Annotated in this window: 22 protein-coding genes, 1 tRNA gene and 1 riboswitch; of the genes, 10 read left to right on the top strand and 13 right to left on the bottom strand. The window is 56.0% G+C overall.

Features of this window, described 5'->3' with window-relative positions; translation table 11 throughout:
- Positions 1–27: 27 nt before the first annotated feature.
- From PH256_RS15290 to PH256_RS04795, 9 genes are all read right to left on the bottom strand, one after another.
- Entirely contained in the window at positions 28–735 is a 708-nt protein-coding gene (locus PH256_RS15290; protein ID WP_442866649.1) for a MobA/MobL family protein, read from the bottom strand.
- A gap of 17 nt (positions 736–752) precedes the next feature.
- Entirely contained in the window at positions 753–1076 is a 324-nt protein-coding gene (locus PH256_RS04830; RefSeq protein ID WP_270913202.1) for a hypothetical protein, read from the bottom strand.
- An 86-nt stretch (positions 1077–1162) separates the two neighbouring features.
- A complete protein-coding gene (locus PH256_RS04825) occupies positions 1163–1624 on the bottom strand; it encodes a hypothetical protein (protein WP_270913201.1) in 462 nt (153 codons plus the stop codon).
- Between the two features lie 26 nt (positions 1625–1650).
- A complete protein-coding gene (locus PH256_RS04820) occupies positions 1651–2874 on the bottom strand; it encodes a radical SAM protein (protein WP_270913200.1) in 1224 nt (407 codons plus the stop codon).
- A 16-nt stretch (positions 2875–2890) separates the two neighbouring features.
- Positions 2891–3607, bottom strand: a complete 717-nt coding sequence (locus PH256_RS04815) for an energy-coupling factor transporter transmembrane component T family protein (RefSeq protein ID WP_058962903.1) — start codon at positions 3605–3607, stop codon at positions 2891–2893.
- Complete coding sequence (locus tag PH256_RS04810; RefSeq protein WP_270913199.1) at positions 3595–5052, bottom strand: ABC transporter ATP-binding protein; 1458 nt, start codon at positions 5050–5052, stop codon at positions 3595–3597. Before PH256_RS04810 ends, PH256_RS04815 begins: the two co-directional genes overlap by 13 nt.
- Entirely contained in the window at positions 5045–5647 is a 603-nt protein-coding gene (locus PH256_RS04805; protein ID WP_058962905.1) for an ECF transporter S component, read from the bottom strand. Before PH256_RS04805 ends, PH256_RS04810 begins: the two co-directional genes overlap by 8 nt.
- Before the next feature lie 44 nt (positions 5648–5691).
- The gene (locus tag PH256_RS04800; RefSeq protein WP_058962906.1) at positions 5692–6324 is read right to left on the bottom strand and encodes a YkoF family thiamine/hydroxymethylpyrimidine-binding protein; all 633 of its coding nucleotides are present in this window, start codon (positions 6322–6324) and stop codon (positions 5692–5694) included.
- A gap of 117 nt (positions 6325–6441) precedes the next feature.
- Positions 6442–6541, bottom strand: a riboswitch (TPP riboswitch).
- Between the two features lie 61 nt (positions 6542–6602).
- Positions 6603–7061 carry a low molecular weight protein-tyrosine-phosphatase gene (locus PH256_RS04795; RefSeq protein WP_087183952.1) on the bottom strand — a complete coding sequence of 153 codons (459 nt, stop codon included), beginning with the start codon at positions 7059–7061 and terminating at the stop codon, positions 6603–6605.
- A 160-nt stretch (positions 7062–7221) separates the two neighbouring features.
- Here PH256_RS04795 and PH256_RS04790 point away from each other — a divergent pair, with 160 nt between their 5' ends.
- The 4 genes from PH256_RS04790 to PH256_RS04775 all read left to right on the top strand — a co-directional run bounded on the left by PH256_RS04790 (position 7222) and on the right by PH256_RS04775 (position 10444).
- Positions 7222–8109, top strand: coding sequence for a LysR family transcriptional regulator (locus tag PH256_RS04790; protein ID WP_270913198.1), 888 nt, complete (start codon positions 7222–7224; stop codon positions 8107–8109).
- 82 nt (positions 8110–8191) lie between these two features.
- Positions 8192–8557, top strand: a complete 366-nt coding sequence (locus PH256_RS04785; protein ID WP_058963080.1) for a MerR family transcriptional regulator — start codon at positions 8192–8194, stop codon at positions 8555–8557.
- 3 nt (positions 8558–8560) lie between these two features.
- Positions 8561–9283: a carboxymuconolactone decarboxylase family protein gene (locus tag PH256_RS04780; protein ID WP_058962909.1), complete on the top strand. Its 723-nt coding sequence runs from the start codon at positions 8561–8563 to the stop codon at positions 9281–9283.
- Between the two features lie 69 nt (positions 9284–9352).
- On the top strand, positions 9353–10444 hold the full coding sequence (locus PH256_RS04775; protein ID WP_270913197.1) for an aldo/keto reductase: 1092 nt from the start codon (positions 9353–9355) through the stop codon (positions 10442–10444).
- A 65-nt stretch (positions 10445–10509) separates the two neighbouring features.
- On the opposite strand, the gene PH256_RS04770 is transcribed toward PH256_RS04775, so the two are convergent.
- Positions 10510–11412 (bottom strand): LysR family transcriptional regulator, encoded by a 903-nt coding sequence (locus tag PH256_RS04770; protein WP_058962911.1) that lies wholly within the window; start codon positions 11410–11412, stop codon positions 10510–10512.
- Between the two features lie 143 nt (positions 11413–11555).
- Here PH256_RS04770 and PH256_RS04765 point away from each other — a divergent pair, with 143 nt between their 5' ends.
- The 4 genes from PH256_RS04765 to PH256_RS04750 are packed head-to-tail and all read left to right on the top strand — an operon-like array spanning position 11556 to position 13868.
- Positions 11556–12326: an SDR family NAD(P)-dependent oxidoreductase gene (locus PH256_RS04765; RefSeq protein ID WP_087183955.1), complete on the top strand. Its 771-nt coding sequence runs from the start codon at positions 11556–11558 to the stop codon at positions 12324–12326.
- A 57-nt stretch (positions 12327–12383) separates the two neighbouring features.
- Positions 12384–12650: a hypothetical protein gene (locus tag PH256_RS04760; RefSeq protein WP_270913196.1), complete on the top strand. Its 267-nt coding sequence runs from the start codon at positions 12384–12386 to the stop codon at positions 12648–12650.
- 16 nt (positions 12651–12666) lie between these two features.
- On the top strand, positions 12667–13011 hold the full coding sequence (locus PH256_RS04755) for a hypothetical protein (RefSeq protein ID WP_270913195.1): 345 nt from the start codon (positions 12667–12669) through the stop codon (positions 13009–13011).
- Between the two features lie 20 nt (positions 13012–13031).
- Positions 13032–13868 (top strand): GNAT family N-acetyltransferase, encoded by an 837-nt coding sequence (locus tag PH256_RS04750; RefSeq protein ID WP_270913194.1) that lies wholly within the window; start codon positions 13032–13034, stop codon positions 13866–13868.
- 96 nt (positions 13869–13964) lie between these two features.
- On the opposite strand, the gene PH256_RS04745 is transcribed toward PH256_RS04750, so the two are convergent.
- Positions 13965–14816, bottom strand: a complete 852-nt coding sequence (locus PH256_RS04745) for an aldo/keto reductase (RefSeq protein ID WP_270913193.1) — start codon at positions 14814–14816, stop codon at positions 13965–13967.
- 171 nt (positions 14817–14987) lie between these two features.
- Between PH256_RS04745 and PH256_RS04740 the strand changes: the two genes are divergently transcribed.
- Entirely contained in the window at positions 14988–15857 is an 870-nt protein-coding gene (locus tag PH256_RS04740; RefSeq protein ID WP_270913192.1) for a LysR family transcriptional regulator, read from the top strand.
- A 256-nt stretch (positions 15858–16113) separates the two neighbouring features.
- Positions 16114–16305 carry a PF20097 family protein gene (locus PH256_RS15285; protein ID WP_354004323.1) on the top strand — a complete coding sequence of 64 codons (192 nt, stop codon included), beginning with the start codon at positions 16114–16116 and terminating at the stop codon, positions 16303–16305.
- A 76-nt stretch (positions 16306–16381) separates the two neighbouring features.
- Here the strand turns inward: PH256_RS15285 and PH256_RS04735 are convergent.
- A tRNA-Ala gene (locus PH256_RS04735) sits at positions 16382–16457 on the bottom strand.
- 142 nt (positions 16458–16599) lie between these two features.
- Complete coding sequence (locus tag PH256_RS04730) at positions 16600–17433, bottom strand: TrmH family RNA methyltransferase (RefSeq protein ID WP_270913191.1); 834 nt, start codon at positions 17431–17433, stop codon at positions 16600–16602.
- Positions 17434–17551 lie beyond the last annotated feature (118 nt).

Raw genomic sequence — 17551 nt, 5'->3', positions numbered from 1 at the left:
GAGCGTAGGCTGCTCCAGCAGCCCACGCTAGGCATGGCTGCGGTGGTCGATGCGTTCCTCATGTCCGGTGCGCTCCAGATGGCGGTTTGCCACATTTGCCCATGCAGCCCGCCACAGGACAAGCTGTTCAGCACTATTCCATCGTTCCGTGATGGGATTCTGCCTGCCATATTTGGTGCTTTTGGGGTACTTGGACACCCGTTCATAGCCCTGCGCCTGCGCTGCGGAAGGGGGCATATACACCTTCTTTTTGTCTACCTTATACTGGTACTGTTTCTCCCATCCATCGGCCTGTGCCTGCTTGAACTCAGCGGCAGTAAAGCCCCGTTCCTCGCCGTCTTTGACACAGAGATATTCTTTCTCGGGCTTGTACTGCCATTTTCCCTTTTCATCCAGCGGGCGCACCGTCAGCAGGATATGAGCATGGGGATTGTGTCCGGGAGGATACGGGTCATGGATGGCAGCATCGGCGCACATTCCGTCTGCAACAAACTGTTCCTTGATAAAATCTTGCAGGAGCTGGATTTGTTCCTCCCGGCTCAACTCTATGGGCAGTGCCGCCACAAATTCACGGGCGAGGCGACTGTCCTTTGCGGTTTCGGTTTCCTCCACAGCGTTCCACAGGGTTTCCCGATCCTGCCACTCTGCGGGAGCGGTGGCTGGCAGAAAAACCTGCCTCCACCCAAGTCCCTGTTTGCGTGTGTAGTCAAGCAGAACAGCCTGCGTCTGGAACAAAGCGGTGCTGCCGAGATTCAAGCTTCTCTGGACTCACCTGCTGCAAACAAAAAGATAACATGGAGCAGCACTCCCGATGGTGTTGTACAGATCACCCAGGACCCGGTGGATGGAACGAAAGCAATCGTGAAACCCTTGAAAGAGGGAAGCACTACGGTCACCGTTGCTGCGGAAGGCGGGCAGGAAATTGCTCTTTGCAGCATCACCATTAAGGCGGTAAAAAAAGAGACGGAAAACACCGCTGCGATATCGCATGGAAGCGGCGTGAGCGGCGCAGGGATTTGCGCCTTTTTCCGCAGTCGGAAACGAAACAAAAAGTAGCCGATTTCTGTCCCCTGCAAAAAGCCGGAGGCAAACGGCTGCCTCAGTCAAAAAACAGGCGCTCCACCCGGGCAGATGCACCGGGCAGAGCGCCTGTCTTTTTGTATTACTGTTCATCAACTCCCGCAGGCTGCAGCAGTTCCAGATGAATTTCTCCCTCTCGCAAAAGGGGGCAGTCCACCGGCTGAGGCGGCTGGGAACAGGGCCTTTGCGCTGTGGGCAGCAGCTCCCATACGACGGCAAGGTCAGCGGCTGGGTCCCGGTGGCGTGCCTGCTCCAGAAGCTCCCGGAATACCGGACCGGTGATGTGGCACTTCCAGGCCCGGGCAGTCAGCTGAACCCAGTCTGATTCATCGGGCAGCCACAAACTCACCGGCTGATCGAACCAGAGTGCCCGTACCAGTGCGCGTCCGGCGGCGGTCCGCTCCTGGGTAAGGCCCAGTAAGAGTGTGGAGCCATTCAGGCTGGTCACCACAGGACAGGAAAATGGCAGCGAACCCTCCAGATCCTGCGCCTGCACCACGGCTTTATTCCAAACGGGCAGAAGAGCAGCTGTTTCAGGCGGCATCGGGACAAAAATAGGCAGTTCCATCCTCAGTCACCCCTTTCCAGTTCACTGTCCGGGTGGTTCCCACAGTGCTTATAGTCGTCGTTTGTGTTGTAAAGCCCATGCGCTTTACGGATGCTGTGCAGCCCTTCGGCCAGCCGCACGTAGTATTCCAGCGGCGGCATGGGCCGGTAGCCCAGCCGGGTGGCCCGGTGCGGACGCCAGATGGTGCACAAAAAGTTCACTCCGTGGCTGGCGAAAAACTCACAGGCTTCAAAATTGGATTCCAGTGCGGCCTCCACATCGGAAAAGCCGTTCTTTGCGGCCAGCTCCACACCGGCCACCACCTGAGTGCACACCTTGCCGCGGCCAAATACCTCCACCGCATCCAGCGTGCGGCGAATCCATTCCTCATAGCCGACCCATTGCTCTTTGCCGGGGCAGAGCTCCTGAAACAGAGCCTTGCCCCAGACCTCGATGTTGGGCGCATAGGAGGTGATGCCGGTCTCGCGCCAGATGCGTTCCAACTGCTGTTTGGGGTAGGCGGGTGCCATCAGCTGGCAGGGGAAGCGGCCGGTGAAGTTTTCCCCGATGGCCTGCAGAACCCGGATGTACCGGTCCACCTCACAGGAAAAGGGCGGTTCGCCGGAAAAATCCGATCCACCAGACAGGCTGATCTCGGAAAAACGACCCGGCTCCTTGAGCGCCTCCTGAATGGTTTCCCGTACATCCTGGCAGTTTACCTCACCCCGGCTCTGTCCGCCGGTGAAAAAGGCACAGAAGCCACATTGGTGGCCGCCCTCCCAGAAGCGGCAGCGCTGGAAGGCGTTCAGAATCAGCTTCTGGCCGCGTACGTCTGCCACTGCAGCCATGGGAGTGCCGAGGCTGGTGATTTTGCCGTAAAATTCGGGCCGGGGCACAAAGTCGATCACATCGATCAGCGTGTTGCCCTCCTTCAGCAAAAACAGCCCGCCCTCCCAGTCAATCTGATAGGGGTCCTCATAAGGGTCGCCGTAGTTGATGTAAACGAAGGTGCCGTCCCGCAGCAGAATCGGTCCGGGCACGGCAGTGCAGGCCTTGCGGCCGGAAAAACGGATATCAAAGGCATTGTCGCTGGAAAAGGCGTAGATGGAACCTTGAATTTTCTCCAGCGCGGCGGGGGTGAGCACTGCCCCGTAGCGGATCATGCTCAGCTTCAGCAGCACAAAAGGGGAAAAGTTTGGGTAGCGGGCCTGCAGCTGGGCCAGCTCCTCTTGTTTTGTATGATTCATTGCATTGCTCCTGTGGTTATAAAAGCCAGAGCCCGACCAGAAGTGCAGCGGGCAAACCGATCAGAAAGGCGATATCCGCCCAGCCGAACCGTACCCGAAAGGCCACAGCCCGGGGCGCATCGTTCTGGAACCCTCGGGACTCCATAGCCATGGCAAGACTTTGGGAACGTTCCAGTGCGTGAACCAGCATGGGGAGGATTCGTTTTGGCGAAAAGGGCGTTGCCTTTACACCGCGAACCCGCAGTGCCACGCCCACGGTGCCGAACTCGCTGCGCACCACCGGGAAGAAATGATAGGCAGCCAGAATGCCATAGGCAAATTTCGGGGGCAGATGGAACTGCTGCATCAGGCTCATGATCAGCTCCATTGGTTCGGTGGTAAACGCGAACAGCATGCCCAGGCCGCCGAAGGCCAGCACCCGGGCGGCCAGCTGGCAGGCACTTTTCAGCGAGCTGGCGTAAATGACCCGCTGGCCGAATACAGCGGTCTCCACCCCCTGTGCAGCCGCCTGACTGGGGAACAGCAGGCCGGTCATGAACATGCCGAAGGCAGCGATGAGGAACGGTGTGAGCGAGATGAACAGAAATTTCCGGTCCACCCGCGGGGTGCACAGAGTTACCACCAGGCAGCAGCCTGCCACCACCAGATCCAGTCGGGTGTTGTAGGTGACCGAGAGCATCAGCGAAGCAATGATCAGGGTGAGCAGCTTGTAGGCGGGATTCAAAGCGCGCATGAGGCATGGCTCCTTTCCTCGGCATATTGGTCCAGCTGTTCCGGGCTGAGCAGCTGCATGCGGCCGTCCTCCAGCAAATAGATCCGGTTGGCAAAGCAGCGGGCCAGCGCCAGATCGTGGGTGGCAATCACGGCGGTGAGACCCTGATCAATGCGGCGGCGCAGCAGCTCCATGATGAATTGAGTGGCTCGCTCGTCCTGTGCATAGGTGGGCTCGTCCAGCAAAAGAAGCGGCCGGTTGCCCGCCAGCATGGCCAGCAAAGCCAGCCGCCGCTGCTGCCCCTGACTCAGTTCATAGGGGGAGTGCTTGCGCCAGGCCAGCAGGTCAAATTCCTCCAGCAGTGCCCGGGCCTTCTGGCGCAGGGCTTGCTCCTCTGCTTTGGGCTCCAGTGCCCGCAGGGTGGTCAAAACCTCATCCTCCACGGTCAGGCTCAAAAACTGGAACCGGGGATTCTGGAACACCAGCCCCGCAGCGCCGTTTACTTTCAGGCTGCCCTTGCAGCGTCCGGCCCCGGCAAGGCAGGTGAGCAGGGTGGTTTTGCCGCTGCCGTTTCGCCCCACCAGCGCGGTGATTCCGCCTCGGGGAAAGTCAAAACTCAGATGCTCGGCCACCGTGGTTTTGCCCTGCAGCAGCCGCAGGTCTTTTGCCTGCACCATGGATTCCTCCGGCTGGGGCAGAGGTGCGGGAGACTGACCCTCCAGCCAGCTGTCGTCCACAAACAGGCCGCGTTCCCGGAACAGCTCCCGGTGGGCCTGCAGCTCCTCTGGAAAAACGCTTTCCGGCAAAAGGTTGCCGGTTTTGTCCATCAGCAGAATGCGGCTTAAAAACGGCAGCCAGTAATCCGGCCGGTGGTCCACAACAAAGAGGGAGAGCCCTTGCCGGTTCAGCTGGGCCAGCTTCATCGAGAGATCAGCGCAGGAGCCGGGGTCCAGATTGGCAAAGGGCTCGTCCAGAATGAGCAGCTTTGCCTCGGTGGCAAGGGCGGTGGCTAGCGCCAGCTTCTGTTTCATTCCGCCGGACAGGGTGTGAATCAGATGATGCTCCACATCCTCCAGACCCACCAGTGCCAGCAGCTCCCGGGTGCGGGCACGCAGATCGCCCGGATAGTTGATGTTTTCCAGCGCAAACAGGATTTCGTGATCCACCCGGTCCATGCAGAACTGATCGTCGGGGTTCTGGAACAGGATGGACACACCCCGGGCTCGCTGGGCCAGCGGGTAATCCTCCAGAGGCTTACCCTCAAGAAGAATTTCGCCGCTCAGAGTTCCCGCGTAGGCAGGGTAAAGCCCGGCCAGGCAGTAGGCCAGACTGCTTTTGCCGCAGCCGGAAGGCCCCATCAGAAGCACAGCCTCCCCGGGCTGAATGGCAAAGGAGAGCTGCCGGAACACATCCTCCTTCTGATAGCGGAAGGTCAGGTCCCGGCAGCTGAGCACCGGCTTACTCATCCCGCATGGCCCGGCCCAGGGCATAGCTCTTCAGCAGACCGGTGCGGGCCAGACTGTCGCCCATCAGCTTGCACAGCACGCCGGAGAAGATAAAGGAGCTGATCAGGCGTACCACAAAATATACCACCAGCAGCTGGGGTGCAATGGCCAGGTAGTTGGAGCGCACGAAACTCCACAAAAAGCCGGTGATGGTGCAGCCCACAGAGGCAAGATACATGGTGGTGCGGTCGAACCGCTTGTAGCGCCAGGCGGCAAACACCAGCTCAGCGCCCGCGCCCTGCACAATGCCTGCCACGATTACCATGGGGCCGTACATGTTGCCCAGCAGCACCTCGATCAGGGAAGCAAGCACCTCGGCGATGATGGCTGCGCCGGGCTTCTGCAGAATGTAGGCGGCCAGGGTGGCAGCCATAAACCAGATACCGAAAATCATCTCGGTGCCCAGCAGCGAAACGCCCAGAGGAGCAAAGATGGCGGTCAGAGGCGAGATCAGGTAAACGCCTGCCAGATATACCACGCCGAACACCACGCACAGCATGGCCACAAAAATAATGTCCTGCAGTTTCCAGGAATAGCTTGATTCTTTCTGTTTCATTGGTTGTTCTAACTCCTTAATTGCTGTTTTTGAATAGTGAGGAATCATTCCGCCGTGGGGCTGTTCACCGAGAGGGTGAAATGCAGAATGTAATGGGGAACCGTTTGCTCCATGTGGCGGCAGACCGCATGCAGATAGTCAAACACTGCCTGTACATCGCCGTTGATGCGGGTGGCATAATGAACGCTGGTGGGATTCAGACCGGCATCTTCTGCCATGTGCCAGACCTCGGCAATGCGGTCGATGTAGTCGCTCACGCCCATGGGATACAGTGCCAGTTTGCACAGCACCGGGAAGTGGGCGCCGGCGATGGTCTGGGCATTGGGGCCGGGGCCTTCCCGGGTGAGCAGGCTGTCGCCGTCGGTGTCACCGGGGCAGCCCTTGGAGAACTGGCCCTCCAGTGCCATATGAACGGTGGGCTGCCATGCGTTTACGAACAGGCCCTCCACCGCGTCCACCACGTAGGGCAGGCGTCCACGGTAAACGGTAGAAAGTGCGTCCGACTGGCTCCACACCGCCGAGGTGTCGGTCTTTTCCAGTGCACCCAAAATGATGGGCACAAAGTTCGAGTCCATGGGGTAGAGCGAGAAACGGCAGCCGGAGATATCCAGATTGGTGCCGCGGCCCGCCCAGGGCAGGTCCGGCCGGCTGCATCCGCAGCAGGTGTTGTTTTCCATAGCAATGATTCCTTCCTTTGCAAGAAATATAAAAGAAAAAGGGATGCCTTTCACCTGGAAAAGCATCCCTTTTACTGCAAGGTCTCGGTGCTCGCACTGAAACAGGCGGGCAGAACCGGGGCTTCAGAATTGCTTCCCTACGCTGGTATGAACCAGATCAGGTTCGTGGGGTCAGGTTTTACCTTCTCAACTCCGAAGAGTCCCCCCAGAATTCCAAAACTATTCAAATTTCGCTATTTACTATAACACCGGAGGAAAGTGCTGTCAAGCGGGGCAATTCAGTCCCTGCTCTCCAGCTGCGCCAGCAAGCCCTGGCAGCCGGCCAGCACATCCTGCCAGGTGCGCTCAAAATCGCCGGTGTACCAAGGGTCTGCCACCTCGCCCGGGCGGTCGGTGTAATCCATCAGCATGCGCAGCTTATGCTGCGGATCACCGCCGCAGATGCGGTTCATATTCCGCAGGTTGTTCTGATCCATACCGATCAGCAGGTCGAACCGGTCATAGTCTGCGGCAGTCATCTGACGGGCGGCATGGCCCTCGCAGGCAATGCCGTGCTCCGCCAGCTTGCGGCGGGCGGGGGGATACACCGGGTTGCCCAGTTCCTCCCGGCTGGTGGCGGCGGAGGCCACTTGAATTTGGTCCTCCAGCCCGGCCTGGCGCACCAGGTCCCGCATCACATATTCGGCCATGGGGCTGCGGCAGATGTTGCCTAAGCACACAAAAAGTATTCTGGTCATAGCACAATAATCCTTTCCGGGGAAATTTTGCGTTTTCGCTGTTTTATGGACCTATTGTAACCTGCTTTGCACAAAATGTAAAACCCTGCGGCAAAGGAAGCTGCCCTTGTCTGCCCGGCGGTTCCGTGATAGGATGTTGAAAAGAGGAGGGGGCAAAATCATGGATCTTCGAGTGCTCAAATACTTCCTGGCCGTGGCTCGGGAGGAAAACATTACAAAAGCGGCGGCGCTGCTTCATTTGACGCAGCCCACCCTTTCCCGTCAGCTGATGCAGCTGGAGGAGGAGCTGGGGGTTAAGCTGTTCCAGCGCAGCCGCCACCGGATTATTCTGACCAACGATGGCATGCTGCTGCGCCGCCGGGCACAGGAGCTGGTGGATCTGGCGGACAAAACTGTGCAGGAATTCCGCCGGGAGCCGGAGCTGCGAGGCGTAATCTCCATCGGCAGCGGCGATCTGGAGGGCATGCATCTTCTGGCCGGGTGGCTGGCCTCTTTCCAGGCGCTTCATCCTCAGGTGACTTATCAGCTGTACAGTGGCAACGCCGACAACACCAAGGAGCGGATCGAAGACGGCATGCTGGATCTGGCCCTGCTGCTGGAACCGGTGGACATCAGCAAATACGACTTCATTCGCCTGCCGGTGAAGGAGCAATGGGGCGTACATGTGCCGGAGGATTCTCCATTGGCGCAAAAGGAGTGTGTCACTGCAGGGGATCTTGCGCAGGTGCCCCTGATCTTTACCCGCCGTGAGATGATTCAAAAAGAGCTGGAGCATTGGATGGGCCCCTATGCCCAGCAGATGCAGGTGGCGGCCACCGGCAACCTGCCCTACAACATGACCCTTCTGGCCCGAGAGGGGATGGGAGCGTTTCTGACCATCCGGCTCCGCTGCAGCTATGAGGGACTGCGCTTTCTGCCCCTGTCACCGGCGCTGGAATCCAGTACGGTTCTGGCCTGGAAAAAGACCGAGACCTTTCCGCCTGCGGTGGCTGCACTGCTGGACCATATTAAAAAATGCCTTTTTGCTATTTCTGAAACTTCAAAATAAGTATTAGACAGTGATCTGAAAGCGATTTACAATGTAGATGTCCGGCCAGGGCATCTACATTTTGTTTTTTGGAGGGCGGCGTATGACCATTCAGGAGGCAAGCGAGCGATATCAGATTCCCATGAATATTCTGCGGGAATACGAGAGTTGGGGATTGTGCGGAGCGGTCAAAAAGGTGATGGGTGCCTGGCAGTACGACGATTCCGATCTGGAACGTCTGAGTGTTATCATGACCCTGCACGATATCGGCTTTTGCACAGAGGAAGTGGAGACTTACATGCGGCTGCTGCTGGAGGGCGAGGCCACCGGAGCCGAGCGCCTTCGTATGCTGGAAAAAAAGCGGGCCGCGGCCCTGGACGAGATCCACTTCAAGGAGCGGCAGCTCCAGCGTCTGGATTATCTGCGCCACGAGATTCGAAAAACACAAGCAGGAACAGGAGGCAAGTGATCAATGATCAAACAAACGGCAGGAAGAAACGGACTGGGCGACCTTGCGCCCAAATTTGCCCAGCTCAACGACGATGTGCTGTTCGGCGAGGTATGGTCCCGGGAGGATAAGCTGTCGCTGCGGGATCGTTCTATGATCACCGTGGTGGCACTGGTATCCAAGGGCATCACCGACAATTCCCTGAAATATCATATCCAGAATGCAAAAAATCATGGCGTGACCAAAACCGAAATGGTGGAGATCATTACCCACATCGCCTTTTACGTGGGTTGGCCCAACGCCTGGGCGGTTTTCCCCATGGTGCGGGAAATCTATGCTGAGGAGAAGGCTGATCCCTCGGATTCTCTGTTCGGCCTCGGCCAGCCCAACACTGCCTATGCGCAGTATTTCATCGGCAACAGCTATCTGAATCCGCTGAATGCCGAGGGCGTGAACGTGTGCAACGTGACCTTCGAGCCTCGCTGCCGCAACAACTGGCACATTCATCACAAGGGAGGGCAGATCCTGCTCTGTACCGATGGCGAGGGCTGGTATCAGGAATGGGAGCAGCCTGCCCGCAAGCTGCATCCGGGCGATGTGGTCTATATTGCACCGGAGGTCAAGCACTGGCACGGCGCCGCGGCGGATGAATGGTTCACCCACATTGCCATTGAGATCCCCGCACCGGGAGCTTCTAACGAATGGCTGGAGCCGGTGAACGACGACCAGTACAACAGCCTCGCCTGAGCCATCAGGCAGAGCCGGACGGGGTGGCCGAAGTGTGGCCGCCTGCAGCGACGAAGGAGAGGGCAGCGAATGGAATACAGAATCAACAAACGAACGGGTGATCGAATCAGCACGCTGGGGTTCGGTACCTCCTATATTGCCCAGGCGAATGAGGCGGATGCAGTCGCCACAATCCGCCGGGCCTATGAGGGTGGCGTGAATTATTTCGATCTGGCAACGGCGGAGGGGAAAACCTTCCCATACTTTGGCGCGGCCCTTGCCGACGTGCGCAAAAACGTGATGTATCAGGTGCATTTTGGTGCCGATTATCACACCGGCACCTATGGATGGACCACCGATGAGGAAGCCATCAAGCGCAGCATCGACTGGCAGCTGACCCGACTGCATACGGACTACATCGACTATGGCTTCATCCATTGTATCGACGAGCTGTCCGACTGGCAGGAATACCAGGACAATGGGGCCTATGCCTACCTGCTGCAATTGAAACAGCAGGGTGTGGTACGGCACATTGGCCTTTCCTCCCATACCCCGTCTACCATTCAGCGGGTGCTGGACGAGGCGCTGGTGGATATGCTGATGTTCTCGGTCAATCCGGGCTATGATTACCAGAAGGGCGAGTATGCCAAAGGCTCGGTGGAGGAGCGCACGGCTATCTACCGGCGCTGTGAGGCGGAAGGCATCGGCATCGCAGTGATGAAGCCCTTCTCCGGCGGTCAGCTGCTGGACGCTTCGCTCTCGCCCTTTGGTCAGGCGCTGACCCAGTACCAGTGCATGCAGTACGCACTGGACCGGCCCGGGGTCATTACGGTGCTGCCGGGTATGAGCAGCGTGGAGCAGGCCGAGCATCTGCTGGGCTTTTTCTGCGCCTCGGAGCCGGAGCGGGACTACTCTGTGATCGGCTCTTTCAGCCCGGCGGATGCGGTGGGCAAATGCGTTTACTGCAACCACTGCAAGCCCTGCCCGGTGGGAATTGATGTGGGGCTGGTAAACAAGTATTACGATCTGGCCCGAAATGGAGATTCCATGGCCGTGGAGCATTACCACGGCCTGGAACGGGGTGCGGGGGACTGTGTTCAGTGCGGGCATTGCAACAGCCGGTGCCCCTTCCAGGTGGATCAGATGGCCCGCATGCAGGAGATTGCCTCCTATTTCGGTTGAGCACTTACAGAACAAACAAAAATGCCTGTGTTGCGGCAGCTTTCTGCCGGACACAGGCGTTTTTCTTATATTTCGGTGGACAGGCCCATCTCCTGCTTCAGTTCATTCAAAAAGCATTCGGCAGCCTTGGACAGAACCTGATAGCGTTTCCAGATGATGGAGGCTTTTGCTTCAATCATGGGAGAAAGGGGGCGGAAACATAGATTGCTGTCTCCGCTCACATTGATCAGCTTGTCGAAGCAAACCGCATAGCCAAGCCCTTCCTCCACCAGCAGAGAGGCATTAAATACCAGATTGTAGGTAGCCACTACGTTCAGCTTTGTGATATCATGCCCGAACCAGTTGGACATGGGCCAGGCGTCGGCTTTCTGGGCGGAAAGAATCAGCGGCTTATCCAGCAGGTCCTGAGGTTGCACAGCATTCTTTTGTGCCAGTGGGGAATCCCGGCGCATCAAAACGCCCCAGGTATCGTGAACGGGGATCTTGATGGTGTTGTAGATACTGGTATCCACAGGGCTGTAAACAACGCCGAAATCGATCAGCCCCCGGTCCAGATGTTCCTGTACGAAAGAGGCATTTCCGCTGAGAATGTGGTAGTGGATATCCGGATGTTTTTCTTGAATGTGTTTGGCGGCTCTTGCGAAGATGCGGATCAGGTCTGATTCACCGGTGCCGATGTATACGTCCCCGGCAACCACCTCGTTGGACAGGGAAATCTCGCTTTCCGTCATTCGAACCAGCTCCAGAATTTCCTCCGCCCGTTTGCGCAAAAGCATGCCCTCCTCAGTCAGCAGCACCTTGCGGGAGCCCTTGGTTCCCCGAATCAGCAGCTGCTTGCCCAGCTCGTTTTCCAGCGCCTTTAATTGGGTGGAAAGGGTAGGCTGAGAAAGATGCAGCGATTCTGCAGCCGAGGAAATATTCTGTTCCCGGGCTACCGCCAAAAAATATTGCAGCACGCGAAGCTCCATGTTCACCACCTCCTGGTTCCAGTATAATTGAAAATTCTATAATTTTCAATTATGAAAATGCATCAAATATAAGTATTTGATATAGCATTTCTGCCGCTTTATAATGAAGCCAGAGATCAGGACCAACAAAGGAGGTTGTTGTATTGGAAAAGGAAATGTTGAAAGGAAAGGTAGCCATCATTACCGGCGCCAGTTATGGCATGGGTCAGACCATGGCAGAGTTGTTTGCCGAGGAAGGCGCTGCCGTAGTGCTTACGGCCAGAGGGCAGGAAAAGCTGGATGAGGTGGTGCAGGGCATTCGCGCCAAAGGCGGCCGCGCAGTGGGTGTAGTGGCGGATGTCTGCTCCACCGAGGATACACAGCGGGTGTTTGAGACCGCTCTGCGCGAGTTTGGGGATGTGGATATCCTCATCAACAACGCGGGAATCGGTGAACAGAAGATGATTGACGAGACCGATGATGACTGGATGCTGCTGGTGATGAACACGAACCTGGGCGGTCCCATGCGCTATATCCGCGAGGCTCTGAAAATCTTTATGCCTAAAAACGATGGTGTCATCATCAATATCTCCTCCGTGAACGGCGAGCGGCCCTTCTGTGGAGCTACCTATACCTCCACCAAGGGCGCGCTGAACACACTGACCAAGAATGTGGCTATGCGGCTCATCGACACCAACATCCGCTGCAATGCGGTGGCTCCCGGCGCCACAGTGACACCGGCCCACATCGCCAACAAGGCCGGGGAGCAGCCCGGCGGTGCAAAGATGCTGGAGCACAGCGGGCATTTTGTGTATTTCCCCGGCCCGGAGTGTGACCCCATAGACCAGGCCTATGCCTGCCTGTTCCTGGCCAGCAAAATGGGACGTCACGTCAAGGGCCAGGTGATCCAGGTCTGCAACGGTGCATTCCTGTAAACAGCGGCAGCACGCTGCAGAAGCAACAGCGAAAAAACAAAAACGGAGGCAATTTGAATGATTCAACTGCTGATTGATCTGCTGACACCAATCTTCACATCAATGGGCGTCAGCACAACCGATGTGCAGACCTACGTAAACATGCTCAGCGGCTATATCTACACCATCATCGGCCTGTTGGCAGTGGCCATCATTGTTATGGTGGCTGTCCATTTTCTGGTAAAAAAGGGGAACACGTCACGTGGTGCGCTGGAGCGCGGGACTTGCCTGGGTTCTGGCCGTGGCCATTATCGCCAACATTATGTGCTTTGGTCCGCTTTATAACAATCTTTCGCCCATCATGAACACCCGAGCTCAGGTGAGCGACGAGTCGATTGCAAACAGCAAGGCGGTAATCAAAGAGGTCGGTGAGGAGGGCATGGTCCTTCTGGAGAACAACGGCGTTCTGCCGCTGACGGATACCACCAATCTGAATGTGTTCGGCTGGGCATCCACCAATCCCATTTTCGGTGGCACCGGCTCCGGCTCTTCGGACAACAGCGCTTCGGTGGGGATTCTGCAGTCGCTGACCGATGCCGGTATTTCCTACAGTCGAAAAGAGGATTGCCGGGGCACCTGCAGCAAAAATGTAATCAAGGATGAGCGCTGGTTTTCCATGCAGCTGCAGCCGAAAAGCTGCCTGTGATACAAACGGGAGGAAAAGAAATGTACCGATACGAACCGATTGAAGGGCTGCCGCTTGCCGAACTGGCGGAATGCCTGAATCTGGCTTTTTCGGATTACTATCTTCCAGTCCGGCTGAATGAGTCTGCACTTGCCGGAATTTGCAAAGCAAGCAGAGTGGATGAGAAGTTGTCCTTCGCTGCGTTCCAGGGAGAGCAGATGGTGGGGGCGCTCCTTCATTCCCGGGGCATTTACCGGGGAAAAACCGTGCTGTTTGATGTGGCTGCAGGTGTTATTCCGGAGCATCGAGGAAAAAAGGTCTTTACAAACCTTTTCTCATTTGCAGAGCAGGAGGCCAGACGCCAGGGCGTGGAGGCCTGCTGTTTGGAGGTGCTGCAGCAAAATGAAAAGGCAATTGCGCTGTATCAGAAGGTCGGCTTTTCGATTTGCAGGGAGTTTGTTGTTCTGCGAGCGGATGATTCCTGTCCGACCTCTTCGGCTTCGCGGCCTGTGGAATTCACAAATTATGAACCATTCCCTTTTCAGAGAGAAACCGGCGGCTACTATCCGCTTCCTTCCTATGAACATTCGGATGATGTTATCCGGCATAATCCGGAACTATATGGAGTAGCACTTGTAAAAAGAGAAGTGGCGCCCGCATATTGTGTTTATGCAAAGGCAGATGGGAGGATCATCCAGATGGGGTGCCAAAGCATTGAGGATCTGGAAGCGATTCTACGAAACCTGCTTATGCGCTATGGTTCAGTCACAGCGAAAAATATTGATGCAGGGGAACGGGCGATTCTGGAATTGTTCGGCCGGCTCGGCTTCAAAGAGGTGGCAAGACAATTCGAAATGGAAAAGCGGATCGTTCCATAAGAAGTACAAAAAGGAGCCGAAGCGTTTGCTTCGGCTCCTTTTTGTGATCTGCAGGGTATCCAGGATAAAAATGAGATGCTGTGTCTGCCGTTTGGCTCATTCGTGAATTTTCAGATTGTGAAGCATCCGGATGAACGCTGGACTGTTATGGTCCACAATGCTACTGCGTCCGGTGTCCAAAGCGTCAATTCGTTCCATCTCTTCGGGGGTTAAGGCAAAATCCCAGATATCAAAATTTTGCTCCATGCGATTTTTGTGTACGGTTTTCGGGATGACCACAACACCTCGCTGAATGTTCCAGCGCAGCGCTACCTGAGCAGCAGTTTTGCCGTGGGAACGGCCGATTTCGGTCAATACAGGATTCGTGAAAAGCCCGAATTGTCCTTCTGCAAAGGGGCCCCATGCTTCGGGAATCACCCCATAGTCCGTCATGACCTTCATGGCTTCTTTCTGATGGAAGAAGGGATGAATCTCAACCTGGTCCACAGCAGGCTTTACGGTTACGGATTCGCAGAAGTCCAGCAATCGGGCAGCGTTGAAATTGCTTACGCCGATGGCCCGCAGGCGGCCTTCCCGGTAGGCCTCCTCCATTGCACGCCAAGCACCGATGTAATCGCCCACCGGCTGGTGGATCAGATACAGATCCAGATAATCCAGACCCAGATTGTCTAGAGAAGTCTGAATGGCTTTTTTTGCCGCCTCATAACTTGCATCCTGAACCCACAGTTTGGTGGTAATGAACAGCTCCTCACGGGGAACGCCGCACTTGGCGATGGCGGCACCCACGGCTTTCTCGTTCATATAGGCCGCCGCCGTGTCAATGAGGCGGTAGCCGGTGGCAATGGCATCCAGCACTGCCTGCTCGCACTGAATCGGGTCTGGTACCTGGAAAACGCCAAATCCCTCTAAAGGCATTTTTACACCGTTGTTCAAGGTTACATAATCCATTTTCACACACTCCATTTGGATTTAACATAGTTGATGGTTCTGAAACCTATTGTACCGGCAGAGGATATCAAAGTACAGAATTGGTTTCACATAGCAGTATTCGCTAAACGAATACTGGATTGCTGCGGATGGCACACTTTGTTATAATGGAGAAAAAGGGGAGTGTTATGGATGGAATTGGAGCAACTGCGGCAGCTGGTGGCCTTTGCGGAATACGGTACGCTCTCTAAGGCGGCGGAGGCGTTACACCTTTCGCAGCCTTCTCTGAGCCGGACCATGCAGACACTGGAAGAAGAATTGCAGGGGAAGCTTTTTGTCCGGCAGAAAAACCGCATTGTGCTGAATGAAACAGGATGGATTGCTGTGGAGCAGGCCCGAAAGGTTCTTTCTGCAGCAGAGGAGCTGGCCGAGCGGGTAAGGCTGGCCGAACGCTCCCGGCAAAGCATCAGCCTAGGGGCCTGTGCGCCGGTTCCCATTCAGGATCTGAGGCCACTGCTGCGGGAACTATATGGTGAAATCACCGTTTCTGCGGAGTTGAGGGATACGGATGAGGCGCTGCTGGAGGGACTTCACAAAGGGGAATATCAGATTGTGGTTACCCACCAGAAGCCGCCCGAGGACGATGCGCTGTTTTGCTTCCCTTACCGGAAGGAGCATCTCAGTCTGCTGGTGCCCGCGGGGCACTCTCTGGCAATGCTGCCGGTTATTCATGCGAGCGACCTGGCTAACCAGAACCTTCTGCTCTATTCTGAGATCGGCTTTTGGGCGCAGGTTTGCCGGGAAAAGCTGCCCGAGGCGCATTTCCTTTTCATGAACGAATGGGATGCCTTTGGGGACCTTGCAGGGCTGGGGGCGTTTCCGTGCTTTGTTACAGATGCCTTTTCTCACCGGACGCAGGCTGTGAATAAGGTGGTGATTCCCATTGAGGATCGGGATTTTCAAACCACGTATTATTTTGTGTGTATGGTGCAGGAACAGGAAAAATTCCGTGAGCTCATCACTCGCCTTAAGGAAAAACGCTTCCGTACAGAACCGCTGTAAGGGCGAAAAAGTTAATGTTCCTTATGTTTCTGAAAAAGGCCCGCTCTTCGGCAAAGAGCGGGCCTTAAACGAAATAAAAAACACCGCAGCCGAAACTGCGGTGTTTACTGTTGGAACATCGAAACACTATAGAGGCCAAAGCATTTCGGAGATTGAGCAGCAGTGGGTGTGATGCCCTTGCCTTCTGTGGCAAATCATGTAGCAGTATGCTATACTGAAACTGATTCATACGAATTTGGAAGGGAGCGGTATTGTAATGAATTGTCCATTTTGCGGAGCAGAAATGATACAGGGCAAAGTGTGCAGTCGTGGGGCATTATGGTGGCAGAGCGAATCGCATCGCCACCGTCTGAATGATGAGGGCGGTCTCGTGGCAAAATTGAGTGGCTACAGGGTCACCGCATACCGCTGTGAGAAATGCAAAAAAATCATAGTGGATGATAAATAGGTAACGAACACAGACCCGAAGATATCGCTTATTAGTTGAAAAAAGGTCGTGAAATCAACGATTTCACGACCTTTTCTGGTGGACCTGGAGGGATTCGAACCCTTGACCTCTGCGATGCGAACGCAGCGCTCTCCCAACTGAGCTACAGGCCCGTATGAAGATTACTTTTCATATTTTACTCCATTTTTTTGAAAAGTCAATACCCAAAAGTAAAAAATCGAGCACGTTTTTGATTTTCCGGCCAGAGCAGTTCAAACGCAAAGAAGCTGTTTGAAAATGCTCTGGCCGAAGAAATCAACTTCGGCGAAGACGCAGCTGCCAGAATGCTACAGCACTGGCGGCGGCAACATTCAGCGAGTCCACTCCGTGTTCCATGGGAATCATTACAGTGTAATCACAACGGGCAATGGTCTGATGACTCAGCCCGTCACCTTCGGTGCCCAGCAAAACAGCCAGCTTTTCTTCCTGCTGCAGCCGTGGGTCATCGATGGAGATCGCCCGCTCATCCAGCGCCATCGCTGCTGTGGCAAAACCATGCCGGTGCAGCAGTTCCATGCCCGCCTCGGGCCAATCGGCAGGGCAGTCTCCAATACGCGCCCAGGGTACTTGAAAGATGGTGCCCATGCTGACCCGTACCGCCCGGCGGCACAGCGGGTCGCAGCAGGTGGGGGTGAGCAGGACTGCATCCATGCCAAGGGCGGCAGCCGAGCGGAAAATCGCGCCCATATTGGTGGAGTCCACAATGCCTTCCAGTACAGCAATCCGCCGCGAACCACCGAGAAGCGCTTCGGCCTTCTGGGGTTCGGGGCGCTGCATGGCGCACAGAATTCCCCGGGTGAGAGCATAGCCGGTAAGGCTGGCCAGTACATCCCGGTCAGCGGTGTAAACCGGTATCCCGGGGCAGCGCTCCATCAGCGGGGCACCCTGGCCCTGCAGATGTCGCCTTTCCATCAAAAAGGAAAGGGGAGCACAGCCTGCATTTAAGGCCAGATCAATCACCTTCGGGCTTTCGGCGATGAAAACGCCGCGTTCGGTCTCCATCCGGGTTCTCAGCTGGGCTTCGGTCAGCCGGGCGTACACATCCAGTTCAGGAAAATTCAAATCGGTAATTTCGATGATTTTATTCATATTATAATACTCACTTGTATTGCGGGGTGGATGATGCAGAAAAGCATGCCGGTTTCGGTCACTTTTCTTGCTCAGAATGGTTCTATTATATCATGCCGGCAGCTGCAGCGCCAGGCGA

Origin of the sequence: Allofournierella sp. CML151, from assembly GCF_027853465.1 — a bacterium.
GTDB lineage: Bacteria > Bacillota > Clostridia > Oscillospirales > Ruminococcaceae > Allofournierella.
Note: the sequence above shows the minus strand (reverse complement) of the source record. Positions and strands in the feature narration are given on the sequence as shown.